Below are 25,274 nucleotides of genomic sequence, written 5' to 3' on the forward strand. Positions count from 1 at the left end.
CGGCTCAGCGCAGGAAGGCCGCGGCGATGCCGGCGTCGACGGGGATGTGGAGGCCGGTGGTGTGGGTGAGGTCTCCGCCGGTGAGGGCGAAGACGGCGGCTGCGACGTGCTCGGGCAGCACCTCGCGCTTGAGGAGGGTGCGCTGGGCGTAGAACGCGCCGAGTTGTTCCTCCGCGATGCCGTAGGTGGCGGCGCGCTGGGCGCCCCAGCCGCCGGCGAAGATGCCCGAGCCGCGGACCACGCCGTCCGGGTTGACACCGTTGACGCGGATTGCGTGTTCGCCCAACTCGGTTGCGAGCAGGCGGACTTGGTGGGCCTGGTCGGCCTTGGTGGCGGAGTACGCGATGTTGGCGGGGCCGGCGAAGACCGCGTTCTTCGAGGTGATGTAGACCAGGTCGCCGCCCAGGCCCTGCCGGATCATGGTGCGGGCGGCCTCCCGGGAGACGAGGAAGGAGCCGCGGGCCATGATGGCGTGCTGCCGGTCCCAGTCTTCGGCGGTGGTCTCCAGCAGCGGCTTGGAGATGGAGATGCCCGCGTTGTTGACCACCAGGTCGACACCGCCGAAGGCGAGGGCCGCGGTGCGGAACGCCTCGGCGATCTGCTCCTCGGAGGTGACGTCGACGGTGACGGCCACGGCCCGGTCCGGGCCGCCGAGTTCGTCGGCGACGGCGCGGGCGGTGGCGGTGTTGACGTCGGCGACGACGACGCAGGCGCCTTCGGCGGCCAGGCGGTGCGCGATGGCCTTGCCGATGCCGGAGCCGGCGCCGGTGACCAGGGCGACGCGGGTGGCCAGCGGTTTGGGCGCGGGCATCCGCCGCAGCTTCGCCTCTTCCAGCGCCCAGTACTCGATGGCGAACCTTTCGCGCTCTTCGATCGGGGCGTAGCGGGAGACCGCCTCCGCGCCGCGCATCACGTTGATCGCGTTGAGGTAGAACTCTCCGGCCACGCGGGCGGTCTGCTTGTCCCTGCCGAAGGAGAACATGCCGACGCCCGGGACCAGGACGATCGCCGGGTCGGCGCCGCGCATGGGGGGCGAGTCCGCGGTGGCGTACCGCTCGTAGTAGGCCCGGTAGCCGGCCCGGTAGCCGGTGTGCAGCTCCCGCAGGCGGGCGATCGTCTCGTCCAGGGGCGCGGTGGCGGGCAGGTCGAGGAGCAGGGGGGCGACCTTGGTGCGCAGGAAGTGGTCGGGGCAGGAGGTGCCGAGGGCGGCCAGGCGGGGGTGCTCGGCGCGGGCGAGGAAGTCCAGCACGGGCGCGGCGTCGGTGAAGTGGCCGACCTGCGGGAGGTCGGTGGAGGCCAGACCGCGGATGACGGGGGCGAGCGAGGCCGCGCGCCGCCGGCGTTCGGCCTCTGGCAGGGCTTGGTGGCCGTCGAGCTGCGGGCCGAAGGGCTCGGCCTTGCCGTGGCGGGCCAGGAAGGCCTCGGCGGTGCGGATGATGTGCAGGGCGTTGGCCTCGCACTCCTCGCTGGTGGCGCCCCAGGCGGTGATGCCGTGACCGCCCAGGACGCAGCCGACGGCCTGCGGGTGGGTCCGCTTGATCTCGGCGATGTCCAGGCCGAGCTGGAAGCCGGGACGGCGCCAGGGCAGCCACGGCACGGCGTCGCCGAAACAGGCGGCGGTGAGCCTTTCGCCGTCGGCGGCGGTGGCGAGCGCGATGCCGGAGTCGGGGTGCAGGTGGTCGACGTGCGCGGCGTCGACCAGACCGTGCATGGCGGTGTCGATGGACGGAGCCGCGCCGCCGTTGCCGTGCAGGCAGTACTCGAACGCGGCGACCATCTCGTCCTCCCGCTCCACGCCCGGGTAGGCGTCGGCGAGGGCGCGCAGGCGGTCCAGTCGCAGCACGGCCAAGCCCGCCTCGGCGAGGGTGCCGAGGTCGCCGCCGGAGCCCTTCACCCACATCAGGTCGACGGGCTGCCCGGTGACGGGGTCGGTGGCCGCGCCCTTGGCGGAGGTGTTGCCGCCGGCGTAGTTGGTGTTGCGCGGATCCGATCCGAGCCGGTGGGAGCGGGCGAGGAGGGCGGCGACGACGGGGTGCTGGACCATGGCGGGAGCAGCTTCCTTGTCCGGTGGCGATGGCGCTCTCGTGGGGGGGTGCACGAGGAGGGTGCGGGCCGGCCCGTGGGTACGAGGTGGTGCGGGCCGGCTCGCGCGGCGGACGGCTCAAGCCCCCCATCCGGCCTGGGCGCCGCCGACCCTCTCGGCGACGATCTTCTCGGCCCAGCCGCCGGCCCGGTAGGCCGCGACCGGGTTCGGGTCCCGCCCGTCCTCGGCGCGGACCTCGGCCAGCAGCGGACGGACGTCGGTGGCGTAGGCGTCCATCAGCACCTCGTTCGCGCCGAGTACGTCGCCCGCGTCCTGGGCGGCCTTCAGGGCCGGGCGGTCGACCAACAGGGCCTTGGCCGTGGCCTCCTGGACGTTCATCACCGAGCGGATGATCGCGGGGATCTTCGCCTCGATGTTGTGACACTGGTCGAGCATGAACGCGACGCCGGCCTCGGGGGCGAAGCCGCCGTTCCCGGTGACCTCGTGCAGGATCCGGAACAGCTGGAACGGATCGGCGGCGCCGACCATCAGGTCGTCGTCCGCGTAGAAGCGGGAGTTGAAGTCGAAGCCGCCGAGCTTCCCCTCGCGCAGCAGGAACGCGACGATGAACTCGATGTTGGTGCCGGGGGCGTGGTGGCCGGTGTCGACCACGACCGCGGCCCTGGGCCCGAGCCGCAGGCAGTGCGCGTACGCGGTGCCCCAGTCCGGGACGTCCGTGGTGTAGAAGGCGGGCTCGAACAGCTTGTACTCCAGCAGGATCCGCTGGTCGTCGCCGAGCCGCCCGTACACCTCTGACAGGGCGTCGCAGAGGCGTTGCTGGCGGGCCGAAATATCATCCTGGCCAGGATAGTTGGTGCCGTCGGAGAACCACAGTTTGAGGTCGCGCGAGCCGGTGGCGTCCATGATGTCGACGCATTCCAGCAGGTGGTCGAGAGCCTTGCGGCGCACCCGCGGGTCCGGATGGGTGACGGAGCCGAGCTTGTAGTCATCGTCCTGGAATACGTTCGCGTTGATCGCGCCGATCTCCAGCCCGAGCTCGCGGGCGTGGGCGGACAGCGCGCCGTAGTCCTCGACCCGGTCCCAGGGAATGTGCAGCGAGACCCTCGGGGCGACACCGGTGGCGGCGTGCACCTGGGCCGCGTCGGCGAGCTTCTCGAACGGGTCGCGCGGGACGCCGGGTTGGGCGAAGACTTTGAAGCGGGTCCCCGAGTTCCCGTAGCCCCAGGAGGGCGTCTCGATGCGCTGGGCCCGAAGGGCGTCCTTCACGGCGGATCGGTCGGCCACCGGAGCACCTCCCACGATCTGAATCGTTTCATCCCGACGGTAGGCAGGACCACGGGAAGCGTCAAGGCGGCGACGAGGGGCGGTTGGCGTGATGTCGTAACCTGACCTCCGGATCGGCCGTCGGGGCCGGTGAAACATTTCAATGGTGGGACATGGGCGGCGCGGCGAGCATCAAGGACGTGGCACGGGCGGCCGGTGTGTCGGTCGGCACCGTCTCCAACGTGATCAACCGGCCGGAGGCGGTCGGCCAGGAGACCAGGGCCAGGGTCCGTGCCGCGATCGACCGGCTCGGCTACGTACGCAGCGAGTCGGCGCGCCAGCTGCGCTCCGGCAGCAGCCGGATCATCGGTCTACTGGTCCTCGACCTGGGCAACCCGTTCTTCGTCTCCGTGGCGCGCGGGGCCGAACAGGCGGCGCGCGCGGCGGGCCTGGGCGTGATGGTCTGCAACAGCGCTCAGCGGCTCGCCGACGAGGCGGACTACCTCGCCCTCTTCGCGGAGCAGCGGGTGCGCGGGGTGCTGCTGACCCCGGCCGACGCGGAGGGGTCGGGAGCGGCGGCGCTCCGTCGCGGCGGCGTGCCCTTCGTGCTGGTGGACCGGCTCGCCCCGGGGCCGGAGGCCTGCTCGGTGTCGGTGGACGACGTCGGGGGCGGCGCCCTGGCGGCGGGGCACCTGCTGGCGAGCGGCCACCGGCGGATCGCGTTCGCGGGCGGCCGCCACCGGCTGCGGCAGGTCGCCGACCGTCGCAGGGGCGCGCTGCAGGCGCTGGCCGGCGGCGACGCCGTCCTGCTGGACCTGGAGGTGGACGGGCTGGACGCGGCGGCGGGCCGCGACGCCGGCGCCCGCCTGCTGGGGATGCTGCCGAGACCGACCGCGGTGTTCTGCGCGAACGACCTGCTGGCCCTCGGGATGCTGCAGGCCGCGTTCGCCGCCGGCCTGCGGGTACCCGAGGACCTCGCGATCGTCGGCTACGACGACATCGAGTTCGCCGCGGCGGCGGCGGTGCCGCTGACCTCGGTGCGCCAGCCCGCGGAGGCGATGGGGCGGACGGCGGCCGAGATGCTCGCCGAGGAGACCGGCCCGGGCGGCGCGGCCCACCGGCACCGGCAAGTCGTGTTCGAGCCGGAGCTGGTGGTGCGGCGTTCGACGCTGGTCGCGCCGCTGCCCGGCTGAACGCGGCGTTGCCGCGCCTGCCTGCCCGCCCGCACGCCCGCCGTCGGTGCGGCACCTCGACGGAGAGTCCTGCCCGCCCTCTTGCGCAGGAGGCCGAAGGGATCGGTCCGGGCCATGTGGTGGTGCTGCACACTCGTGTGGCGTTGATTGTGATGACCGGCCACATATACCGCCGACCTGCCGACTTCTACGTTGTGGCCACACCCGACGTCCCCCCGGACCTTCTGGAAGTGGTTCACATGGTCTCCACCGCAACGGCTACCCCGGCCCGGTCCGGCATCAGACGGATCGTCGCCGCGAGTCTCATCGGGACCACCATCGAGTGGTACGACTTCTTTCTCTACGGCACCGCCGCCGCGCTGGTGTTCAACAAGCTGTTCTTTCCGACCGGCGATCCGCTGACCGGGACGCTGATCGCGTTCATCACCTACGCCATCGGGTTCCTGGCCCGGCCGCTCGGCGGGGTGGTGTTCGGGCACTTCGGGGACAAGGTCGGGCGCAAGAAGCTGCTGGTGCTCAGCCTTCTCATGATGGGCGGGGCGACCTTCGCGATGGGGCTGCTGCCCACGTACGCCGACATCGGCGTCGGGGCTCCCGTGCTGCTCACCGCCCTGCGGCTGGTGCAGGGCTTCGCCCTCGGCGGGGAGTGGGGCGGGGCGGTGCTCATCGTCTCCGAGCACGGCGGGGCCGAGCACCGGGGGTTCTGGGCCTCCTGGCCGCAGTCCGGTGCGCCGGGCGGGAACCTGCTGGCGACCGGGGTGCTCGCCCTGCTCGCCGGTGTGCAGTCCGACGCGGAGTTCCTCGCCTGGGGCTGGCGCGTTCCCTTCCTGCTCTCCGGGGTCCTGGTGATCGTCGGGCTGTGGATCCGCCTGTCCGTCTCCGAGTCGCCCGTGTTCCTCGCCGCGCAGGCGGCCCGGCAGGGGCGCGAGGACGAGGCTCCCGTCGTCCAGGTGTTCCGCCGCGGCTGGCGGCAGGTGCTGACCGCCATCGGCACCCGGTTCGGCGAGAACATCTCCTACTACGTGCTGACCTCCTTCCTCCTCGTGTACGTCACCGCGCACCTGGGGCTGGCCAAGAGCACCGCGCTGAACGCCGTCCTCATCGGCTCGGCCGTCCACTTCGTCACCATCCCGGCCTGGGGCGCGCTCTCGGACCGGATCGGGCGTCGGCCGGTGACCCTGATCGGCTCGGTCGGCATGGCCCTGTGGGCGTTCGCGTTCTTCGCACTGGTCGACTCCGAGTCCTTCGCCGTCATCACCGTCGCCGTCACCGCCGGACTCCTCCTGCACGGCGCCATGTACGGACCCCAAGCGGCCTTCGTCTCCGAGATGTTCGACACCGACGTGCGCTACTCCGGCGCCTCGATGGGCTCGCAGCTCGCCTCGATCGTCGCCGGCGCGCTGGCCCCGCTCATCGCCGTCGAACTCCTCAAGGACTACGGCTCCTCCACACCCGTCTCCCTCTATCTCTGTGCGGCCGCCGTGGTGACCACCCTCACCGTCGTCTTCGCCCGGGAGACCCGGGGCCGCGACCTGGCCGAGTCCGGTACCGGGCCGGCGGCCGCCGCCGGCGGGCGGGCGGCTCCCCTCCCGGCCGCCGTCGACTCCGCCCTCGACCACCCCGCCTGATCCGGGCGCCGCGGCCACGGGAGAATGCCGCCATGACCTCCCCGAGGCAATCCCCGCTGTTCGAACTGCTCGAGCTGCTGCGCCGCGGCGCGCCGGTCGAGCAGTTCACCCGGCCCGCCGCCGACGCCCGTACCGCCGGGGCGGGTCCCGCCGAGCAGGCCCTCGTGGAGGAGGCCACCCGGGTGGCGCTGGACATCCGGCGCACGCTCGACCAGCACCGGCGGCGCGAGGCCGAGCTCACGGCCCTGTTCGACACGGCCGGGGACCTCGCCGCCCTGCGCGACCTCGACGCCGTGCTGCGGGCCATCGTCCACCGGGCGCGGATGCTGCTGGGAACCGACGTCGCGTACCTGACCCTCAACGATCCGGTCATCGGGGACACGTTCATGCGCGTCACCGACGGCTCGGTGTCGGCCGCCTTCCAGCAGCTGCGGCTCGGCATGGGCGATGGGCTCGGCGGTCTCGTCGCCCAGACCGCCCGCCCGTACGCCAGCGCCGACTACCGCACCGACGACCGCTTCCGGCATACGGACACCATCGACAACGGGGTCCGCGAGGAGGGCCTGCGCGGCATACTCGGAGTCCCGCTGCGCGTCGGCACCCGCGTGATCGGGGTGTTGTACGCGGCCGACCGGGCGGTCCGCGACTTCGCGCCCGACGCGGTCGCGCTGCTGTCCTCCCTCGCCGACCATGCCGCCGTCGCCATCGACAGCGCCCGGCTGCTCGAAGAGACCCGTGCCGCCCTCGTGGAGCTCGGGGTCGCCACCGAGACCGCCCGCGCGCAGAGCGAGGCGGTGCGGCTCGCCGCCGAGACCCACGACCGGCTCACCCGGCTCGTGCTGCGCGGCGGGGACGTGGCCGACGTCGCCCGGGAGGTCGCCGCCCTGCTGGGCGGCAGCCTGGTCGTACGCGACGCGGACGGCGCCGAGCTCGCACGGGTCGGTACGGATCCGGCCGGCCCGGCGGCGGGCCCGCCGGCCCACGCGCTGGCCGCCTCGCGCTCGGGCGGCCGGGCGGTCTGCGTGGACGGGGTCTGGGTCTGCGCGGTACTGGCCGGGCCGGAGCTCCTGGGCAGCATCACCCTCGGCGGGCGCGGCGACGGCCTGCCCGACACCGAGCGGCGGTTGTTCGAGCGGGCCGGCCTGGTGACGGCGCTGCTGCTCCTGCTGCGCCGGTCCATCGCGCACGCCGAGGACCGGGTCCGCGGCGAACTGCTCGGCGACCTGCTGGCCCCTGCGGCCCCGGGCCGGGTCCGCGACACCGGCAGCCGGACGATCCGGGCCCGCAAGCTCGGGGTCGACCTCGCCCAGCCGCACGCCCTGGTGGTGCTCCACTGCGACGCCGCGCTGCGGTCGCGGCTGGCGGCGGAGGCCGCCCGGCACGCGCGCGCCCGGGGCGGCCTGGCCGGGCTGCACGAGGGCCGCGTCGTCCTCCTCGCCCCGACCGACGGCCCGGGCCCGCTCGCCCGGTCGCTCGCCGCCGAGCTCGGGCAGGTCCTCGGCGCCCCGGTCACCGCGGGCTCCGCCGGGCCCGCAGCCGGCCCGGAGGGCCTGCCGGGCGTGTACGCCGAGGCGTTGCGGTGCCTGGAGGCCCTGCACGCCCTCGGCCACACCGGCGGCGGTGCGGGCCTGCCCGACCTCGGGTTCCTCGGGGTGCTGCTCGGTGACGGGGCGGACGTGGGCGCGTACGTGGACCGGGTGCTGGGGCCGGTCATCGCGTACGACACACAGCGCGGAACGGAACTGGTGCGCACCCTGGAGGCGTACTTCGCGCACGGGTCCAGCCTGGCCCGCACCAAGGACGCGCTCCACGTGCACGTCAACACGGTGGTGCAGCGCCTGGACCGGGTGCGGCAGGTCCTGGGCGAGGACTGGAACACCCCGGCCGGGGCTCTGGAGGTCCAGCTCGCCCTGCGGATCCTGCGGGTGGCGGCGGCCCGGCCCCGCAGCGCCCCCGTGCCGCCCTCCCCCGCGTCCCCCTATCCGACCTCGCGGTGAGAGGCCCACTCGCCGAGGGTGAAGTCCCGGCCCTGGCGGCGGACTTCGACGGCTCCGGCCCCGCCGAAGTGGGCGGGTACGAGCAACTCGTTCCGGTCGGCCGCGCGTTCGAGGATCCGGCGGCGGCTGGCGGCGGCCTGCGCCGCGTCCATGCAGAAGCAGCTGTTGCAGGCGGGCTCCAGGATCTGCACGGGGCTGTGCAGGAGATCGCCGACGAAGACGGCCCGGTCGGTGCCGGAGGCCAAGCGCACCACGGAGGATCCGGGGGTGTGCCCGGGCGCGGACTCGAGGGTGAGGTGCTCGTCGATGCGGTGGGCGCCGTCCCAGAGCACCACCTGCCCGGTGCGGTGGACCGGCGCGATGCTGTCCTCGTAGATCAGCCGGTCGTCCTCCCGGACGCCGCCGCCGTATCCGTTGCCGGGCCCGAAGTGGTGGTCGTCCGCGGCCGGGACGAGATACCGGGCGTTGGGAAAGGCGGGCACCCAACCCCCGTCCGCCGCGACGGTGTTCCATCCGACGTGGTCACCGTGGACGTGGGTGTTGACGACGATGTCCACGTCCTCGGGCCGCACTCCCGCCGCCCGCTCCAGCTCCCCGAGGAAGTCTCCGTCCCGCTGGTGGAAGAGCGGCGAACCGGGCCGCTCGCGCCCGTTGCCGACGCCGGTGTCGACCAGGACGGTCTTCCCGGCGCTGCGCAGGACCCAGGTCTGGAGGGCGAGGACCGCCCGGTCGCTGTCCGCCTCCCAGTGGTCCGGTGACAGCCAGTCCTCGTTCTCCTTCCACGCCTCGGCCCCGACCTCCGGTACGAGGCTGCGCGCGGGCCCGAGCGGCCCCTGCCACTCGACGACCCGGGTGACCTCGACGTCGCCCAGCACGATGCTCTGCCTGCCCTGTGCGCCCTGTGAACCCTGTGCGCCCTGCTCGTTCTCGTTGCTCATGACGTCGAGTCTACGAAGGGCAGTTGAGCCGCTCAATGCCCGCACGGCTCACGAAAATACGCTTCCGTCTCATCCATGGCGCCCGCGCGCTACCCTGTCCCCCATGGATGTGGTGAGCGACGCCATCGCGGCCGTCCGGATCGGACAGCCCTCCTCCAACCGGATCAGGGTCAGCGGCAGCTGGTGTGCGCGCTTCGCCCCGTACGACGGCGCCGGCTTCCACGTCGTTCTCGAGGGGAGCTGCTGGCTGCTGCCCGACGGGGGCGGCCCGCCGGTATCCCTGGCGCCGGGCGACGCGGTGCTGCTGCCGCACGGTACGGGGCACGTGATCGCCGACTCCCCCGCCGACGCGGCGGCCGTGGCGCGGGCGGTGCCGTTCGAGCTCCTGCCCGGGGCGGCGTTGCCGGGCGCGCGCCGACAGGAGGCTTCCGGCGGGGTGGAGATGCTGTGCGGCAAGTACCGGCTCGACCGCAGCCGCGTGCACCCGCTCATGCTGGAGCTGCCGCAGGTGGTCCATCTGCCGAACAGGGTCGGATCCCACTCGGAACTGCACGCCGCCATCGCCCTGTTGGGGGGCGAGCTGGCCGAGCAGCGGCCGGGTGCCTGCATGGCCGTGCCCAGCCTGCTCGATCTCCTGCTCGTCTACATGATCCGCTCCTGGATGTCCGAGGGCGCGGGCGGAGCCTGGTCGGCCGTACTGGGCGATCCGGTCGCCTCCGCCGCCCTGCGGGCGCTGCATTCGGATCCGGCCGCCCCCTGGACGAACGAGCGGCTCGCGGCCGAGGCGGGCGTCTCCCGCCCGACGCTGGCACGCCGGTTCACCGCACTGGTCGGCCGCCCGCCCATGGCGTACCTGACGTGGTGGCGGCTGACGTACGCCGCCACCCTGCTCCGCGACACCCCGGACCCGCTGGCCGCGATCGCGCGCCGGGTCGGGTACGGCACTCCGTACGCCTTCTCCCACGCCTTCAGCAGGGAGTTCGGGACGACACCGGGCCGCTACAGGGCGACGGCGGGCCTGGCCTCGTAGGCGACGGGACGCCCGAGAGCGGCGGGGGCGGACCGCCGCCACCGCCGCTCTCGGCGTCACGGGACCGGCGGCCGGCTCAGCGGCGGACCGGGCACTGCTTCCAGGAGAAGTGGTACACGCTGTTGATGCTGCCGTCCGTGGAGTCGACGGTCATGTAGCTCGTCTTGTTCTTGTCGGACGTGCCGACGTCCGCGCGCAGTTCGGTGTTGATGTTGAAGTTGCGCTGCTCGCCGCAGGGGGCGAAGACGAGGGCCTCGATGCCGGTGGTGTCCGTCACCTGCCAGTTGTCGTTCAGCTCCCCATGGAACTGGTGGGTCCGGTTGGCGGTCTGGCTCATGCCCTGGAAGTAGTAGCTGGCCTTCTGGGTACCGGTCGCCCCGGGCTCCAGCTTGCCGTAGCCCCGGTAGTCCACGTGCGACACCGCGTAGGTGTAGCCCTGCGGGACGTGCACGAGGAGGGAGAGGAGGCAGTTCTTGCGGCCTTCGGTGGCGGCGACGCCCCCGCCGGCCGAGGCCATGTACTCGCTGTAGGTGACGGTGAAGGCCGAGTTGTCGGGGGCCACGGCGACGGCGGCGCTGCCGGGGCGGCAGCCCGAGCCGTTGACCGAGGCCACGTCGACGGCCACCCGGCCCGGGGGTGCGGCGGCAGCGGAGGAGGAGGCCCCCGCCGACGGGGAGAGTGTGACGAGGCATCCGGTCACGGCTGCGGCGGTCAGTGCGGCGCGTGCCTTGCGGGTGGTGCGAGGTGACTTGATCACGTCGCCATGGATAGCCGCCGCGGGCGGCCGCCGAGCGCGACCGGGTACGCGACCTCACCCGGTCGGACGGGCCGGTTCACCGAAGAAACGATTCATCACTGCGGGCCGGGCGGCCGAATGGCCCACGCCTGCGACCTTCACCCGCCCCACTCGCGCCTTTTCACACGAAAAATCCCCTTTTTCATATGATGGGCGTTCCGTCGACGGAGGAGAGCTCATGCCCGGCCCGCCTGGTCTGTCTGGTCCGCCCGGTCGTCTCGGTCCGCCCGGTCCGCCCGGACGGCGGTCCGCCGTGCTGTCCGCATGCGTGGCCGTGGCCGCCGCCCTCGCATCCCTCGCCCCCCTCGCCTCCTGGGCCCCGCCCGCCTTCGCCGCGGCGGTCCCCGGGCACGAGTCCCCTCCGGGTCACCACCACGCCGACGGCCGTGCGTCCACGGTCGAGGCCGACCCCGACGAAGCCGCCGTCATCGGCGAGGAGCACGCCCGCGCCCACGCGCAGCGGCGGAGCGCGGTCAAGGGCCCCAAGGAATACCCCCAGTCGAAGCGCACCGAGAGCCTGGCCGCCCTCACGTCCTCGCAGGAGCGCACCAACGCCCCCTTCGCCGCGTCGCGCTTCGGCCGCTTCACGGAGTTCTTCCCCTCACCCGACTTCGGCGTCCACACCGCGCTGCTGCCCACCGGCAAGGTGCTGCTCTTCTCCTTCGAGCGCGTGGAGACCGACCCCACCAAGGAGACCGGGCCCACCGACCGGATCGGCCGCACGAACGCCGGCCGCGCCTTCCTCTGGGACCCGGCCAAGGGCACCGGGGCCCGGGCGTTCAAGAACGTGGAGCCCCCGACCGTCCTGATGCCGGACGGTACCCACGCGCCCCGGCCCGCCCCGTTCTTCTGCGCGGGGCACGCCTTCCTCCCCAACGGCATGGTCGGGGTCTTCGGCGGAAACACCGGCGGCAAGGGCGGCAGCGGCGCCAAGCTGTCCTTCGTGTTCGACCCGTGGACCGAAACCTGGTTCCGCAACCAGGACATGGCCGTCGGCCGCTGGTACCCCTCGGTCGTGACGGGCGCGGACGGGCGCCAGATCATCATGTCCGGCCAGTCCGAGCGGGGTACGGGCACACCCACCCCGGTCGTGGAGCGCTTCCCCGCGCTGCGCCATCCCGTGCCCTGGCGGACGTACGACATCCCGGTCGGCCTGGCGGCGGAGCGGCTGCGCGCGGACGCCCCCTTCCGCAACGACTACCCGCACCTCTTCTCACTGCGCGACGGCATGGTCTACGGGCTCGGCCGCGACGCCGATCAGCAGTGGCTCTTCGACCCGGTGAAGGAGACCCGGACCGATCTGCCGCGGCGGCCAGCCGACTTCCGGGGCTACGGGTCGGCCGTGCCGCTGCCCGCCGGGCTCCGCGGCCCGGACTCCGTGCTGGTCCTCGGCGGCGATCCGCACGACCGGAACACCTACCGGCTGTCCGGCGGCCGGTGGACCACCGAGGAGCCGCGGGCCTTCGGCCGCACGCAGGACGACACGCTGATCCTGCCGGACGGCACCCTGCTCACGGTCAACGGCGCCCTGGACACCCGGGACTACGGACACGGACCGTTCAATCCGAAGGCCGACCTCTCCTACCGGCGGATCGAACTGCGCGACGCCAAGGGCCACTGGAAGCTCGGACCGGCCCAACGGCTGCCCCGCGGCTACCACTCCAACGCCCTGGTGCTGCCGGACGGCCGGATGATGGTGACCGGCGACGAGCTCCAGCAGATCGCCAACGACCCCGACATCAAGGACGAGATGGACGGGAGCATCGAGCTGTACGAGCCCGCGTACCTGCACCGGGGCGGCAGCCGGCCGGCCCTGGACCGGGCACCCGGGAGCGAGTTGGGCTACGGGGCCGCGTTCGAGGTGGGCAGCTCGACGGCCGCCCGGGTCAAGCGTGCCGTACTGCTGGCGCCGACGACCGTCACCCATGCGGTGAACACCAGCCAGCGCCATCTGGAGCTGGCGATCACCGGCGTGCGCGGCTCCGCGATCGGACTCCGGACCCCGGCGGGCGCGGCGGACGCCCCGCCCGGGTACTACATGCTGTTCCTGCTCGACGCGAAGGGCGTGCCGAGCACGGCGAAGTGGGTCAAGCTGGGCCACCGCCCGTAGCGGCAGCCGCGCGCAGGAGCGGTCGGCCGCCGGGAGAGGCGGCCGAGGGGCGGCCGCCTGCGCACCCCGTGCCGGTCGACCCCTCGCGCGTCAGGACCCGGGCGGGGGTTCGACCCGGGCCAGCCAGGTGGTGAGGAGCGCCTCGAGTTCGGCAGCCTGTCGCGGGGTCAGCCCTTCGAGCAGCCCGCGCTCGTTCTCCATGTGCTCGGTGAACGCCCGGTCGATCAGCTCGCGCCCGGCCTGCGTGAGCGCGACCACGCGCCCGCGGCCGTCGGCGGCCGAGCGGCGGCGTGCGACGAGGCCGTCCCGCTCCAGCCGGTCGATGCGCTTGGTCATCGCGCCCGTCGTGACCATGGTGTGCACCGCCAGCTCGCCGGGGGCCCGCTCGTACGGCGCTCCCGCGCGCCGCAGGGCCGCGAGCACGTCGAACTCCCCCTCGCTCAGGCCGTAGCGGCGGTAGACGAGGCAGAGCCGGTCGGTCAGGAGCAGCCCGAGGCGGTGCAGCCGCCCGATCACCCCCTGCGGGGCGACGTCGACGTCCGGGCGCTCGCGCGCCCACTCGGCCTGGATGCGGGCGACGTGGTCGGCGGGCATCACTGCCCGGGCCTGCGTTTCGTACGGTTCCGGTCTCACCCCACCAGTATAGCTTCCATGGAAGGTATTATATCTTCCATGGAAGCCAATCTTCGGTGGTCACTGGTCACGGCGATCGCCCCGATCGCATGGGGTACGAACTACTACGTCACCCGCGAGTTCCTGCCCGCCGGCCATGCGCTGTACGGCGCGGCCTTCCGGGCGCTGCCTGCGGGCCTGCTGCTCCTGACCTTCCGCCGGAGGCTGCCCCGGGGATCCTGGTGGTGGAAGTCCCTGCTGCTCGGCTTCCTCAACATGAGCGCGTTCTTCGCCCTGATCTACGTCGCCGCGCAGCGCCTGCCGACCAGCGCGGCCTCGACCGTCATGGCGACCGCACCGCTGGTGATGATGCTGTTCGCCTGGGCACTGATCGCGGAGCGCCCCGGGCCGCTCCAGCTGGCCGGCGCGGGCCTCGGCGTGGCCGGGGTGTCACTGATGCTGCTCGCCGGGGCCGTTCCGATGGACCCGGCCGGCGTCCTGGCCTCCGTGGCCGCGATGGCGATGTCCTCCTTCGGCTACGTCCTGGCCAAGCGGTGGAGTGCGGAGGCGGACGTCCTCGCATCGACGGCGTGGCAGCTGCTGGGCGGCGGACTCCTGCTGCTGCCGTTCGCCGTCGCCGCGGAGGGATCACCGCCGGCCCTCGGCATTCCCGCGCTGCTCGGATTCACCTACGTCGCGGTCGTCGCGACGGCGGTGGCCTTCGCCGCGTGGTTCACGGGGCTGCGGCGGCTGCCGGCCGCGACGGTCGGCCTGCTCGGACTCCTGAACCCGGTCACAGGGGTGCTGTTGGGTACGGCGATCGCCGGGGAAACGCTCACGATCCGACAGATCTGCGGCCTGCTGCTGACCCTGACGGGCATCCTGCTCGGGCGGAAGGGAGGATTCCTCACAGCTCGTAACGGGAGGAATTCGGCACGTAGCGATAACATAAATTCCGGACTGAATTGCCGTCAATAAGGGTTTGGTACATATCTCGATTAGATAACGAGATCTCCAAAATGGCCTGGACCAATGGCACTCTACGTGCGTAACTATGCTTGTTTGTAAGCGAGTTGACGGTTCATCAAATTCAGCCAGCAGGTAACGTTCTGATATCTCGGGCCCCATTCCCGTTTGTCCGAATTCTCCACCGCGCCGGTCTGGCAGGCTTCCGCGCACCCACTCCTCCCGACCAAGGATTTGAGGTGCGCATGACTAGACATCGCAGGAAGCAGCGCGAACACCGGCGCAAGCCGCGCCGGTTGATACTCCTCACCGCCGCCATGGCCACGGCGGCGGTGATAGCGGGCGGCATCGCCTACTCGGGGCTCGGCGACGACGCCCAGGCAGGGACGCCCGTACAGGCCGAAGCGGCCGCGGACTCCCTCACGCCGGCCGCCGCACCGGCCCGCGACGCGGAGCCGGCGCCCATCGTGGGCGAGCCCGCCAACGAGACCGCCAAGGGCATGGTCTTCGACGGCCTCAAGGCCGCACCGAAGGGCGACCGTTGCGTCGGCGTCTACCGCACGGAGGCCGGGCTCTGCACGCACGGCCCCGACGCCCCGCCCAAGGACGTGAACATCAAGGCCGACGTGGCCCCCGTCGTGAAGACGAAGGCCCCGGCCGCCGACCCGGCGAAGCCCGAGTCCGGCGACGCGGCCGCCGCGGCCGAAGGCGCCGGGCGTCCTCAGGACGCGCCCGCCGCCGACGCCCAGTCCGCCAAGTCCGCGCCCGCCGCGGCGCCCTCGCCGGCCGCCGCCGGCGGCAGCAGCCAGGCCGTCGCCGCCGGTCCCGCCGGCCAGACCGTCCAGTGCGACGGAGACGGCAGCACCGGCAACCGCGTCCAGGTCGTGTACGTCCACGGCTCCGACCGCGACCGGTACTCCGAGTACCTCGCCTCGTTCCGCAAGTGGGCGGCCGACGCCGACCTCATCTACTCCACGAGCGCCCAGGAGACCGGCGGCATCCGCCACATCCGCTTCGTCACGGCCGCGGACTGCACGCCGACGGTGCTCAACATCGAGCTCCCGGCTTCCGCGCTCTCCGAGTTCAGCGCGACCAACAACGCGCTCGCCGGCAAGGGCCTCGACCGCCGCGACCGCAAGTACATGATCTTCGCGGACACCCAGGTCTACTGCGGCATCGGCACCTTCGCGGGCGACGAGCGGCCCGGCCAGGACAACCAGAGCAACTTCGGCCCCTCCTACGGCCGTACGGACTCCGGCTGCTGGGGCGGCCACACCGCGGCGCACGAGCTCGGCCACAACCTCGGCGCGGTGAACAACAGCGCCCCCAACACCAGCCGCGGCGCCCACTGCACGGACGAGTGGGACGTCATGTGCTACTCGGACACCCCGTACTACCCGCAGATGCGCAACGTGTGCACCAACCAGGCCGCCGAGAACATCCTGGACTGCAACCACGACGACTACTTCCACACCAACCCCAAGGCGGGCAGCTACCTCGCCACGCACTGGAACATCGCGAACAACCAGTTCCTGATGAAGGCCAACGGCGGCGGCGGCACGAACCCCGACCCGAACCCGAAGCCCACGCCGAGCCCCACGAAGAAGCCCACCCCGACGCCGACCAAGAAGCCCACGGGCGGCCCGAAGGTGACGGCGGCCCAGATCCAGGCGAACTCCGTCGTGGTGAGCTGGCCCAAGGTGGACGGGGCCGCGTGGTACCAGGTCCTGCTGAACGGCAAGCACCTGACCTGGGTCCAGTCCCAGGCCCTGCGCATCTACAACCTCCAGCCCGGCACGCAGTACAAGATCGCCGTCTCGGTCCGCGACACCGCCGGCCGTGACAGCGGAGCCGGCCCGACCACGGCCTTCCGTACGACGGGCGCGGGCGGCGGCGCCACCACCCCCGGTGCCCGCTACACGCTCGGCAACGGCAGCACCGGCATGAACGCCGAGCTGTGGGGCGGCCGCAGCGCCGACGGAACGGTGCTCGTCGGCGGCCGTGCCAACGGCTACGCCCAGCAGCAGTGGCTCTTCGAGGACGCGGGCAGCGGGCTCGTCCGCATCAAGTCCGCCGTCTCCGGCAAGTGCCTGCAGGCGGGCGGCGCCCCGGCCGCCGGCATGTGGATCGCGCAGCAGCCCTGCGGCGGCAACTCCGCTCAGCAGTGGAAGCTGGCGTCCCGCGGCGGCGGTGTGACCGTCACCGACGCGAGCGGCGGCTACGCGCTGACCGTGAGCAGCCGCCCGTACTACGGCGCCTGGCTGCTCGACCTCCAGCGCGCCGACGGCCGCGCTGCCCAGGTGTGGACGGCTCAGAAGGTCGGCTGACCTTCCGGAACCGCCCCTGCCGTCCGCCGGTGTACGGCCGCCCCGCGCGGCCGTGCACCGGCCCCCTCATCTCCCGCACCGCGGCTCACTCCCGCAGCGCAGCACCTCGCATCCCACCGCACCAGGAGCACCCAACGATGCGTACACGTCCCTCTTTCCCGGTCCGCAGCGGACTCGGCTTCCTGTTCCTGTTCCTCGTCCAGGCGCTGGCCGTGGCCCTACCCATCGAGGCCCAGGCCCACGGCGACACCGTCAAGGTCGTGGTCACCGGGCAGCGGGAAGGCCATGTCACCACCGAGATCACCTGGGAGAACGACGGGGACGCCATCGAGGAGGCGGTCGCCGCCACGGTGAACTCCACCAGCCGCGACGGCTCCCGCACGATGGGGCCCTGGCGGCTGGTCCGCGACGCCGGGACGCGTACCGGCTGGAGCACGGCCGAGGTGCTGCCGCCCGGCACCTGGAAGGTCTCCGTCGACGTGGGGTTCCCGTCGCTGGGGCACGGCGAGAAGGAGATCGCCGTCCCGGTGGTCGACCCGGCGCCCTCCGGGGCCACGCCGAGCGCGGCCGCACCGTCCGCCTCCGTCCCGCCCGCCCCCTCCGGCGCCTCCGCCGGGCCGGCGTCCTCCGCGTCGGGGTCCCCGGCTCCGGCCACCGACGCGGCCGGTGAGAGCGCGGGCGGCGACCGTACCGTCTGGTGGACCACGGCGGGCGTGGTGGTGATCGCCCTGGCCGGCGCCGCCGCCGGCGTACTGCTGCGCCGCTCGCGGGCCCGCCGGCGCTGACGGCGCGCGCGGCCCGGGTCGGCGCGGGCGGCGGGGAAGAGCGCGGGCGCGGTGGCCGAAGGCCGCGGTACGACCTGACAGCCGAGCGGCTCCGCGTTGACAGTGGAATTCGCCGTGCCGTTCATTCGGCGCATGCACCTCACCACCCCCGCCGTACGCTCCACCCTCCGCGTCGTCCGCCCCTTCCACACCTTCGAGGGCGAGGGCTTTCCCGTACGCCGTCCCTTCCCGCAGCCGGGACTCCCGCTGGCCGACCCGTTCCTGATGGTGGAGCAGGTCGGCCCGCACGTGCTCGGACCGGGTGAGGCCAAGGGCGTGCCGCCGCACCCGCACCGCGGATTCGAGACCATCCAGTACGTCATCGAGGGCGCGTTGGAGGACGTCGACTCCGCGGGGCACGGGCGGGTCGTGCGCCCCGGCGAGGTGCAGTGGCTCACGGCCGGGTCGGGACTCGTCCACCTCACCCGACCCACCCCCGAACTGCTCTCCGACGGGGGCCCTCAGCACCTGGTCCAGATCTGGCTGAACCTCCCGGCCCGGCTCAAGGCGACGCCGCCGCGCGTCCGGTACGGCTCCGCGCCCGGCGACATCCCCCGGGTCGTCACCGAGGACGGCGGCGCCGAGCTCACGGTGATCAGCGGCGCCACGCACGGGGTGCGGGGACCCTTCGAGAGCCACACTCCGGTGCTCGTCGTACACGCCCGCCTCACGGCGGGGGGCCGCGCCGAGTTCACCGTCCCGGCCGGGCACAACGCCATGCTGTACGTCCTGTCCGGGAGCGCGGCCACCCCCGACGCCCGCCTCCCCGACGGCCATCTCGCCATCCTCGGCCGGGAGGCGGAGCGGTTCGCGGTCGAGGCCCCGGACGGCGCGGCCGAGGTGCTGGTCCTGGCCGGCGAGCCGCTGGGCGAGCCCGTGGCCCGCACCGGCCCGTTCGTCATGAACACCGCCGCCGAGATCCACCGGGCCCAGATGGACTACCAGCACGGCCTGATGGGCCGCATCGACATCTGAGCCGGCCCCTCCCCGCTCAGGAAGCAGTGCCCGATCGCGCAGACAACCCTCAGCCCCGGGCCTCGGGGAAGCCGTAGTTGTAGACCGGGAACACCTCGGGGCGGCCGCCCGTGCTGTGCCAGCCCTGCGCTTCCACGACGGGCATCAGCTTCTCCGCGAACACGTTCGCGTGCAGCTCGCTCTCCCACATGTCGTAGATGTCCAGGCCCTCGGCGCTCACGACACAGACGTGGGAGAGGCAGCCGTCGAACATCCCGGGGACGGACAGGAGCTCCGCGTGGAGGGCGTCGTACTGCTCCGCCGTGATGCCGGGGACGGTGGCGTGCATCAGGATCGCCATGGCAGGTCACTCCTCGCGTGCGGGTGCCAGGGCCCTCCCCGCGCCGTCCGGCGGCGGCCCCTGTCCACGGGGACAGGACAGCACGCAAACGAGGGGACGGCATCCGCGAACGGCGCCGTCCCCTCGAAGGGCCAGGTCAGACGGTCTCGGCCGGCTCCGGCTGCGCCACCTTCGCGGGAGCCGCTGCGGGCGTGCCCGCGTCGACGGTGCGCGGGCCGTGCGCTCCGCGCAGGCCGATCCAGCTGATCACCGCGACCAGGGCGAACGCGACCGACCCGATCCAGAAGGTGAGGGTGAACCCGGACTCGGCGGGCAGGGCCGGGACACCGGCCGGCAGGTGCTCGATGGTCTTCGACGCCAGGATGGTGGTGACGATGGCGCTGCCGATCGCGCTGCCGGTGGAGCGGGAGATCGAGTTGATGCCGTTGGCGATGCCGCTCTGGTGGTGCGGGACGCTCGCCATGATGACGGCGGGCATGGCCGCGTAGCCGAAGCTGACGGCCGCGCCGACGACCAGGCCCGCGCCGATCACCGAGAAGCTGTGGCCGTGGTCCAGCGCGAGCCAGCCGAAGCCGACGGCGCCGAGGCCGGCGGCCAGGCCGAGGGCCACGCGGGGGCCGCGGTGGCGGACCAGCTGGCCGCCGATGGGCGAGGCGAGCAGGGAGACGATCGCGCCGGGCAGCAGGAACTGGACGGATGCGCGCAGGATGGAGGCGTCGAACCCGTAGCCCGTGAGCTTCTCGGGCATCTGGACGAGGTACGAGACGCCCAGGAAGTTCGCGAACATGCCGAAGCCGACGAGGATGCCGGCCAGGTTGGCCATGAGCACCGGGCGGTGGACGAACATCCGCATGTCCACCAGCGGCTCGCTGACCTTGAGCTCCGTGAAGACCCAGACGGCGGTCATGACGGCGGCGCCGGCGAAGCTGCCCAGCGTACGGCCGGAGGTCCAACCCCACTCGTGGCCCTGCGAGATCGGCAGCAGGAGCAGCAGGAGGGTGATGCCGAGGGTCAGCGCGCCGAGGAAGTCGGTGCGGCCGCCGGTCTTGTGCCGGGTCGCGGGGACCAGGAAGGCGACGGCGAGCAGGGCGAGGGTCGCGAAGCCGGTCGCCATCCAGAAGGCGTTGCGGTAGTCGGCGTCGGAGCCGGACGTGAGCAGGCCGGTGGCGACGAGCGCGAGGCCGCTGCCGAAGGCGAGGGTGCCGCTGACCAGGGCCATCGCGCCGGGGAGCTTCTGCGGGCGGACTTCCTCGCGCAGCACCGAGAGGGCGAGCGGGAAGATCGCGGTGGCGGCGCCCTGCAGGACGCGGCCCAGGATCAGCAGCGGCAGCGAGGTCGCGACCGCGGCGATGACGGAGCCGACGACCATGACGCCGAGGACGGCCACCAGCGTGGGCTTCTTGCCGTGCTGGTCGCCGAAGCGGCCGAGCAGCGGGGTGAAGACGGCGGCGGACAGCAGGGTGGCGGTGGTCACCCAGCTCACGTTGGCGGTCGAGGTGCCCAGGTCGGTGCGGATGAGGCCCAGGATCGGAACCGGCAGGGTCTGCATCATCGACACGACCATGGCGGCAAGGCTCAGGGCGAAGACGATGATCGTCTCGTTCCTGTTCTTGGCCTCGGCAGGGGTGGGGGCGGCGGTGCTCATGCTGGCAGGACCTTCTTAGTGCTTCAGATCGCAGATGTTTGATGTCATCAAGTAACTCCACAGACGGTAGACGTCGATAGTTAAAGTGGTCAAGTAAACAATTGACAATGTCAACCACCTGAGTACGCTCGAAGCCATGAGCGCCACCACCCCCACCGCCCCCACCAAGCTCGAGCTCCTCGAGCTGCTCGCCGCCATCGGAACCGCCCAGTGGCGCGATTTCGCCGCCGCGGCGTCCCACTACGGCCTCACCTCCACCCAGGCCCGGGTCCTCGCCCAGCTCAACGGCCCGCTCCCGATGCGCGGCCTGGCCACCCTCCTGGTGTGTGACGCATCGAACGTCACCGGGATCGTGGACCGGCTGGAGGCCCGCGAGCTGGTGCGCCGCGAGGCCGACCCCTCCGACCGCCGCGTCAAGAACGTGGTGGCCACGGACGCGGGCCGGGAGATCATCCGGCGCGTGCGCGAGGAGATGCAGGCGACCCACGGCGCGCTGGACACCCTCGACGAGACCGAGAGCGCGACGCTCTACGCCCTGCTGGAGCGGCTGCGCCCGACCATGGAGAAGGACGCGTAAGAAGGCCCGCACACCGGGAGGCGGCCCTCAGACCTCGCGCAGCGCCGCGGCCGCCTGCTCGGGTGCGATGTCGTTGATGAACTGACCCATCCCGGACTCGGTTCCGGCCGGGTACTTGAGCTTGTCGGCGGCCCGCCGGGTCGTGAACAGCTCCAGGTGGAGTGCGTACAGCTCCCGGCCGGTCCGTACGGGGGCCTGGTGCCAGGCGGAGATGTACGGGGACGGCGTCGGGAAGAGCCGGTCGAAGCGCCCGAGCAGGTCCAGGTGCAGGGCGGCCAGCTCGGCCTGCTCGGGCCCGGTCAGGGCGGGCAGGTCGGGGACGCGCCGGTGCGGGTAGAGGTGCACCTCGTACGGCCAGCGCGCGGCCTCGGGGACGAAGGCGCTCCAGTGCTCCCCCGCGGCCACCACCCTGCGCCCGTCGGCCAGCGCCTCGTCGCGGACCTCGTCGAAGAGGTTGCGGCCGGTGGACCGGTGGTGCCGGGAGACGGTGTCCAGCATGCGGCGGGTGCGCGGGGTCAGGACGGGCAGGGCGTAGACCTGGCCGTGCGGGTGGGTCAGGGTGACCCCGATCTCCGGGCCCCGGTTCTCGAAGCAGTACACCTGCTCCACGCCCGGGAGTCCGGCGAGCTCGGCGGTGCGGTCGGCCAGGGCCGCGAGCACCGTACGGGCCTGGGCCGGGGCGAGGTCGGCGTACGAGGCCCCGTGGTCCGGGCTGAAGCAGACGACCTCGCAGCGGCCCCCGTCCGCTCCGGACAGGGCGGGGAAGCGGTTCTCGAAGACGGCGACCTGGTAGTCGGGAGCCGGGATCTCGGTGGCCCGGCCCGGGGCCGAGGGGCAGAGCGGGCACTGGTCGGCCGGCGGCAGGTGGGTACGGCCCTGGCGGTGCGAGGCGATCACCACCCATTCGTCGAGGAGCCGGTCGTGGCGCCGCTCGGAGCGCGTCGCGACGCGCGGCAGGCCGCGGGGATCGGCGCGGTCGCGCGGGGGAACTCCCCCGGCGGCCCCGTGACCCTGGTCGCCGTGGTCCCGGTCGACGCGGTCCCGGTCGCCGTGGCCTTGGTCGACGCCGCCTTGGTCGACGCGGTCCTGGTCGACGCGGTCGTAGTAGATCAGCGCCCGTCCGTCGGACAGGGTCGTACGCGTCTTCCTCACCACGGGCGCTCCCGAGCGGGGCCGGCGGGGCCGGGGGCCAGCAGCACTTCGCCGACCCGCTCGCCGACGGCGGCGGCCTCCTCCGCCGGGAGGGAGTCCGTGACCAGTACGTCGACCTCCTCCAGGGAGGCGAAGGTGGTGAGCCCGACGGTCGACCACTTGGTGTGGTCGGCGAGGAGGGCGGTCCGCCGCGCGGAGCGCAGGAACGCCCGGTTGGTCTCCGCCTCGGCGAGGTTCGGCGTGGTCAGCCCGGTGGCGGTGCCCAGTCCGTGGCAGCCGAGGAAGAGCAGGTCGACGTGGAGGGACCGGATGGCCTGGTCGGCGATGGGCCCGACGAGGGCGTCCGAGGGGGTGCGGACGCCGCCGGTGAGGATGACCGTCGGGGTGCCGCCGGCGCCGCCGGTCCGGCGGGCGGACTCGAAGACCTCGGCGGTGCGCACCGAGTTGGTGACCACGGTCAGTCCGGTGACCTCGGTGAGCTCCCGGGCCAGGGCGTGCGTGGTGGTACCGGCGGAGAGGGCGATGGCGGAGCCCGGTGCGACGAGTGCGGCCGCCGCCTGGGCGATGGCCTGCTTCGCCGCCGTCTCCCATTCCGACTTGGCCTCGAACCCGGGCTCGTGACTGCTGGCCTCGTCGGCGAGGACGGCGCCGCCGTGCACCTTGCGCAGCAGGCCCTCACGGGCGAGCACGTCCAGGTCGCGGCGGACGGTCATGTCGGAGACGTTCAGGGAGCGGGTCAGCTCGTTCACCCGCACCCCGCCGCGACGGCGGACCTCGTCGAGGATGAGGGCGCGGCGCTGATGGGCCAGCAGGCTGCCGGGATCGGCCATGCGGCGGTTCCTCTCCTGGGGCACCGGCGTCCCCGGTCAGCAGAAGCATCCTGAGGGATCCAACAGAAGTCAACAGACAGCGACATGGCTGCAGTTGAGGAGCACCCCGAGACCCGTGACCGCCGTCGCGGCCGCCGGCGGGCGGCGGATCGGTGCAGTCCATTCTCTTGACATGTCCCCGCTACGGCAGTGTGATGTGGGCCTTCCCGTTGGAGTCCGTTCGTTCCTGAGGACTTCTGCGGGAACCGGCGTACAGGACGTACGTGTCAGGGCGCATTTCCGCACACGCTCTCCCGGAATTCCGGGCCCCACTCCCCCCAGGAGCCGTCTGTGCACTCGTTACGAAGCGCCGTAGCCCGCCGCCTGGCGGCGGTCCTCACGGCCCTGCCCTTACTGGCCCCGGCGGCGGGGGCCGCCGCACTGGCCGGCACGGCGGTGCTCGCGGGCGCCGCCCCCGCCGCCGCCGTGGGCGACGGACAGGCGCTGACCCCGCCCATGGGGTTCAACAACTGGAACTCCACCCACTGCCGGGCCGAGTTCAACGAGGCGATGGTCAAGGGCATCGCCGACCTCTTCGTCGCCAAGGGCCTCAAGGCCGCCGGCTACCAGTACGTCAACCTCGACGACTGCTGGGCCCTGTCGAACCGCGACGCCGCGGGCAACCTCGTCGCCGACCCCGTCCGCTTCCCCGGCGGGATCAAGGCCCTCGCGGACTACGTGCACTCCAAGGGCCTGAAGTTCGGCATCTACACCAGCGCCGGCACCAAGACCTGCGACACCGCGGGCTTCCCGGGCGGTCTCGGCCACGAGCAGCAGGACGCCTCCCTCTTCGCGTCCTTCGGGGTCGACTACCTCAAGTACGACAACTGCAACAACCAGGGTGTGGACGCGAAGAAGCGGTACGCGGACATGGCCGACGCCCTGAGGAGGACGGGCCGGCCCATCGTCTTCTCGCTGTGCGAATGGGGCGAGAACCAGCCCTGGACGTGGGCGTCGAGCCTCGGCCATCTGTGGCGCACCACCGGGGACATCGGCGACAGCTGGTCCTCGATGATCTCCATCGCGCACAAGAACCAGCCGCTCGCGCCGTACGCGGGCCCGGGCCGGTGGAACGACCCGGACATGCTGGAGGTCGGCAACGGCGGCATGACCGCCACCGAGTACCGCACCCACTTCACCCTCTGGTCGATGATGTCGGCGCCGCTGCTGATCGGCAGCGACCTGCGCAAGGCGACGGCCGAGACCTTCGACATCCTGTCCAACCCCGATGTCATCGCCCTGGACCAGGACGCCCTCGGCAAACAGGGCACGGTGGTCTCCTCTTCGGGCGGTCTGGTGGTGATGGCCAAGGAGCTGGCCAACGGCGACCGGGCCCTCTCACTGACCAACGAGACCGGCTCCACCGCCACGATCTCCGCACGGACGGACGCCCTCGGCATCGGCAACCGCGCCCCCTACGCCCTCAAGGACCTGTGGACGAAGGCCGCCTCGGCCAACACCAGCGGCACCATCAGCGCCTCGGTCGCCCCGCACGCCACCGTCGTCTACCGGATCACCCCGGGGCCCGCGCCGCTTCCGCCAGCCGGCACCTCCGACCTCTCCGACCTGCCCTGGACGGGTGTGAGCAACGGCTGGGGGCCGGTGGAGAAGGACCGCAGCAACGGGGAGCAGGCGGCCGGCGACGGCAGGACGCTGACCGTGGGCGGCGCCACGTACGCCAAGGGGCTCGGCGCCCACGCGGCCGGCACCCTGACCTACCACCTCGGCGGCAGGTGCACCGCCCTGAAGGTGGACGTCGGCGTGGACGACGAGAGTTCGCGCACCGGCGCGGTCGCCTTCCAGGTCTACCGGGACACCGTGAAGGTCGCCGACAGCGGTGTCGTCACCACATCGGACGCGGCCCGCACGCTCAGCGCCGACCTGACCGGCGGCCAGACGCTTCGGCTCGTCGTCACCGACGGCGGCAACGGCATCGACTACGACCACGCGGACTGGGCCGCACCCCGGCTCACCTGCGCCTGACCTTC

20 protein-coding genes are annotated in these 25,274 nt (G+C 72.7%); 11 read left to right on the forward strand and 9 right to left on the reverse strand.

Features of this window, described 5'->3' with window-relative positions; genetic code table 11:
- Positions 1-4: 4 nt before the first annotated feature.
- Together ACFY1T_RS29965 and rhaI are read right to left on the reverse strand one after the other, a co-directional pair.
- Complete coding sequence (locus tag ACFY1T_RS29965; protein ID WP_390790925.1) at positions 5-2,044, reverse strand: bifunctional aldolase/short-chain dehydrogenase; 2,040 nt, start codon at positions 2,042-2,044, stop codon at positions 5-7.
- 117 nt (positions 2,045-2,161) lie between these two features.
- Positions 2,162-3,328, reverse strand: coding sequence for an L-rhamnose isomerase (gene rhaI / locus ACFY1T_RS29970; RefSeq protein WP_390790926.1), 1,167 nt, complete (start codon positions 3,326-3,328; stop codon positions 2,162-2,164).
- Positions 3,329-3,480: 152 nt separating this feature from the next.
- Between rhaI and ACFY1T_RS29975 the strand changes: the two genes are divergently transcribed.
- The 3 genes from ACFY1T_RS29975 (at position 3,481) to ACFY1T_RS29985 (ending at position 8,125) form a co-directional block, all read left to right on the forward strand.
- Positions 3,481-4,500, forward strand: a complete 1,020-nt coding sequence (locus tag ACFY1T_RS29975) for a LacI family DNA-binding transcriptional regulator (RefSeq protein ID WP_390790927.1) — start codon at positions 3,481-3,483, stop codon at positions 4,498-4,500.
- 239 nt (positions 4,501-4,739) lie between these two features.
- Positions 4,740-6,128, forward strand: a complete 1,389-nt coding sequence (locus ACFY1T_RS29980) for an MFS transporter (protein WP_390790928.1) — start codon at positions 4,740-4,742, stop codon at positions 6,126-6,128.
- 32 nt (positions 6,129-6,160) lie between these two features.
- Positions 6,161-8,125: a helix-turn-helix domain-containing protein gene (locus ACFY1T_RS29985; RefSeq protein ID WP_390790929.1), complete on the forward strand. Its 1,965-nt coding sequence runs from the start codon at positions 6,161-6,163 to the stop codon at positions 8,123-8,125.
- On the opposite strand, the gene ACFY1T_RS29990 is transcribed toward ACFY1T_RS29985, so the two are convergent.
- Complete coding sequence (locus ACFY1T_RS29990) at positions 8,107-9,063, reverse strand: MBL fold metallo-hydrolase (protein ID WP_390790930.1); 957 nt, start codon at positions 9,061-9,063, stop codon at positions 8,107-8,109. The two genes, ACFY1T_RS29985 and ACFY1T_RS29990, sit on opposite strands and share 19 nt — an antisense overlap.
- A gap of 103 nt (positions 9,064-9,166) precedes the next feature.
- On the opposite strand from ACFY1T_RS29990, the gene ACFY1T_RS29995 reads away from it, so the two are divergent.
- Complete coding sequence (locus tag ACFY1T_RS29995; RefSeq protein ID WP_390790931.1) at positions 9,167-10,093, forward strand: AraC family transcriptional regulator; 927 nt, start codon at positions 9,167-9,169, stop codon at positions 10,091-10,093.
- Between the two features lie 76 nt (positions 10,094-10,169).
- Here ACFY1T_RS29995 and ACFY1T_RS30000 read toward each other — a convergent pair whose 3' ends face one another.
- Positions 10,170-10,850 (reverse strand): DUF4360 domain-containing protein, encoded by a 681-nt coding sequence (locus ACFY1T_RS30000; protein WP_390790932.1) that lies wholly within the window; start codon positions 10,848-10,850, stop codon positions 10,170-10,172.
- A gap of 292 nt (positions 10,851-11,142) precedes the next feature.
- Between ACFY1T_RS30000 and ACFY1T_RS30005 the strand changes: the two genes are divergently transcribed.
- Positions 11,143-12,999 (forward strand): galactose oxidase-like domain-containing protein, encoded by a 1,857-nt coding sequence (locus ACFY1T_RS30005; protein WP_390790933.1) that lies wholly within the window; start codon positions 11,143-11,145, stop codon positions 12,997-12,999.
- 90 nt (positions 13,000-13,089) lie between these two features.
- Here the strand turns inward: ACFY1T_RS30005 and ACFY1T_RS30010 are convergent, their stop codons facing one another.
- Positions 13,090-13,593 (reverse strand): MarR family winged helix-turn-helix transcriptional regulator, encoded by a 504-nt coding sequence (locus ACFY1T_RS30010; RefSeq protein WP_390790982.1) that lies wholly within the window; start codon positions 13,591-13,593, stop codon positions 13,090-13,092.
- Positions 13,594-13,671: 78 nt separating this feature from the next.
- Here ACFY1T_RS30010 and ACFY1T_RS30015 point away from each other — a divergent pair, with 78 nt between their 5' ends.
- The 4 genes from ACFY1T_RS30015 (at position 13,672) to ACFY1T_RS30030 (ending at position 18,703) form a co-directional block, all read left to right on the forward strand.
- Entirely contained in the window at positions 13,672-14,589 is a 918-nt protein-coding gene (locus tag ACFY1T_RS30015; protein ID WP_390790934.1) for an EamA family transporter, read from the forward strand.
- A 233-nt stretch (positions 14,590-14,822) separates the two neighbouring features.
- Positions 14,823-16,904, forward strand: coding sequence for an RICIN domain-containing protein (locus tag ACFY1T_RS30020; RefSeq protein ID WP_390790935.1), 2,082 nt, complete (start codon positions 14,823-14,825; stop codon positions 16,902-16,904).
- A gap of 137 nt (positions 16,905-17,041) precedes the next feature.
- Entirely contained in the window at positions 17,042-17,689 is a 648-nt protein-coding gene (locus ACFY1T_RS30025; protein WP_390790936.1) for a hypothetical protein, read from the forward strand.
- Positions 17,690-17,821: 132 nt separating this feature from the next.
- Positions 17,822-18,703, forward strand: a complete 882-nt coding sequence (locus ACFY1T_RS30030) for a pirin family protein (RefSeq protein WP_390790937.1) — start codon at positions 17,822-17,824, stop codon at positions 18,701-18,703.
- Positions 18,704-18,752: 49 nt separating this feature from the next.
- On the opposite strand, the gene ACFY1T_RS30035 is transcribed toward ACFY1T_RS30030, so the two are convergent.
- Positions 18,753-19,043, reverse strand: a complete 291-nt coding sequence (locus ACFY1T_RS30035; RefSeq protein ID WP_390790938.1) for a hypothetical protein — start codon at positions 19,041-19,043, stop codon at positions 18,753-18,755.
- Positions 19,044-19,179: 136 nt separating this feature from the next.
- Complete coding sequence (locus tag ACFY1T_RS30040) at positions 19,180-20,688, reverse strand: MFS transporter (protein ID WP_390790939.1); 1,509 nt, start codon at positions 20,686-20,688, stop codon at positions 19,180-19,182.
- Positions 20,689-20,824: 136 nt separating this feature from the next.
- On the opposite strand from ACFY1T_RS30040, the gene ACFY1T_RS30045 reads away from it, so the two are divergent.
- Entirely contained in the window at positions 20,825-21,265 is a 441-nt protein-coding gene (locus ACFY1T_RS30045; RefSeq protein ID WP_030864004.1) for a MarR family winged helix-turn-helix transcriptional regulator, read from the forward strand.
- Positions 21,266-21,292: 27 nt separating this feature from the next.
- On the opposite strand, the gene galT is transcribed toward ACFY1T_RS30045, so the two are convergent.
- On the reverse strand, positions 21,293-22,417 hold the full coding sequence (galT, locus tag ACFY1T_RS30050; protein ID WP_390790983.1) for a galactose-1-phosphate uridylyltransferase: 1,125 nt from the start codon (positions 22,415-22,417) through the stop codon (positions 21,293-21,295).
- Positions 22,414-23,247 (reverse strand): DeoR/GlpR family DNA-binding transcription regulator, encoded by an 834-nt coding sequence (locus tag ACFY1T_RS30055; protein WP_390790940.1) that lies wholly within the window; start codon positions 23,245-23,247, stop codon positions 22,414-22,416. The genes galT and ACFY1T_RS30055 overlap by 4 nt, the downstream gene beginning before the upstream one ends.
- A gap of 495 nt (positions 23,248-23,742) precedes the next feature.
- Between ACFY1T_RS30055 and ACFY1T_RS30060 the strand changes: the two genes are divergently transcribed.
- Entirely contained in the window at positions 23,743-25,269 is a 1,527-nt protein-coding gene (locus ACFY1T_RS30060) for an NPCBM/NEW2 domain-containing protein (RefSeq protein WP_390790984.1), read from the forward strand.
- Positions 25,270-25,274 lie beyond the last annotated feature (5 nt).

Origin of the sequence: Streptomyces sp. NPDC001194 (assembly GCF_042896985.1) — a bacterium.
Lineage (GTDB): Bacteria > Actinomycetota > Actinomycetes > Streptomycetales > Streptomycetaceae > Streptomyces.

Bases quoted from the DNA above. Each gene is read 5' to 3' on its own strand.
- ACFY1T_RS29965 (WP_390790925.1), bottom strand. From the start codon at position 2,044: ATGGTCCAGCACCCCGTCGTCGCCGCCCTCCTCGCCCGCTCCCACCGG.
- ACFY1T_RS29975 (WP_390790927.1), top strand. From the start codon at position 3,481: ATGGGCGGCGCGGCGAGCATCAAGGACGTGGCACGGGCGGCCGGTGTG.
- ACFY1T_RS29980 (WP_390790928.1), top strand. From the start codon at position 4,740: ATGGTCTCCACCGCAACGGCTACCCCGGCCCGGTCCGGCATCAGACGG.
- ACFY1T_RS29985 (WP_390790929.1), top strand. From the start codon at position 6,161: ATGACCTCCCCGAGGCAATCCCCGCTGTTCGAACTGCTCGAGCTGCTG.
- ACFY1T_RS29990 (WP_390790930.1), bottom strand. From the start codon at position 9,063: ATGAGCAACGAGAACGAGCAGGGCGCACAGGGTTCACAGGGCGCACAG.
- ACFY1T_RS29995 (WP_390790931.1), top strand. From the start codon at position 9,167: ATGGATGTGGTGAGCGACGCCATCGCGGCCGTCCGGATCGGACAGCCC.
- ACFY1T_RS30010 (WP_390790982.1), bottom strand. From the start codon at position 13,593: ATGCCCGCCGACCACGTCGCCCGCATCCAGGCCGAGTGGGCGCGCGAG.
- ACFY1T_RS30015 (WP_390790934.1), top strand. From the start codon at position 13,672: ATGGAAGCCAATCTTCGGTGGTCACTGGTCACGGCGATCGCCCCGATC.
- ACFY1T_RS30020 (WP_390790935.1), top strand. From the start codon at position 14,823: ATGACTAGACATCGCAGGAAGCAGCGCGAACACCGGCGCAAGCCGCGC.
- ACFY1T_RS30025 (WP_390790936.1), top strand. From the start codon at position 17,042: ATGCGTACACGTCCCTCTTTCCCGGTCCGCAGCGGACTCGGCTTCCTG.
- ACFY1T_RS30030 (WP_390790937.1), top strand. From the start codon at position 17,822: ATGCACCTCACCACCCCCGCCGTACGCTCCACCCTCCGCGTCGTCCGC.
- ACFY1T_RS30035 (WP_390790938.1), bottom strand. From the start codon at position 19,043: ATGGCGATCCTGATGCACGCCACCGTCCCCGGCATCACGGCGGAGCAG.
- ACFY1T_RS30040 (WP_390790939.1), bottom strand. From the start codon at position 20,688: ATGAGCACCGCCGCCCCCACCCCTGCCGAGGCCAAGAACAGGAACGAG.
- ACFY1T_RS30045 (WP_030864004.1), top strand. From the start codon at position 20,825: ATGAGCGCCACCACCCCCACCGCCCCCACCAAGCTCGAGCTCCTCGAG.
- ACFY1T_RS30055 (WP_390790940.1), bottom strand. From the start codon at position 23,247: ATGGCCGATCCCGGCAGCCTGCTGGCCCATCAGCGCCGCGCCCTCATC.
- ACFY1T_RS30060 (WP_390790984.1), top strand. From the start codon at position 23,743: ATGGGGTTCAACAACTGGAACTCCACCCACTGCCGGGCCGAGTTCAAC.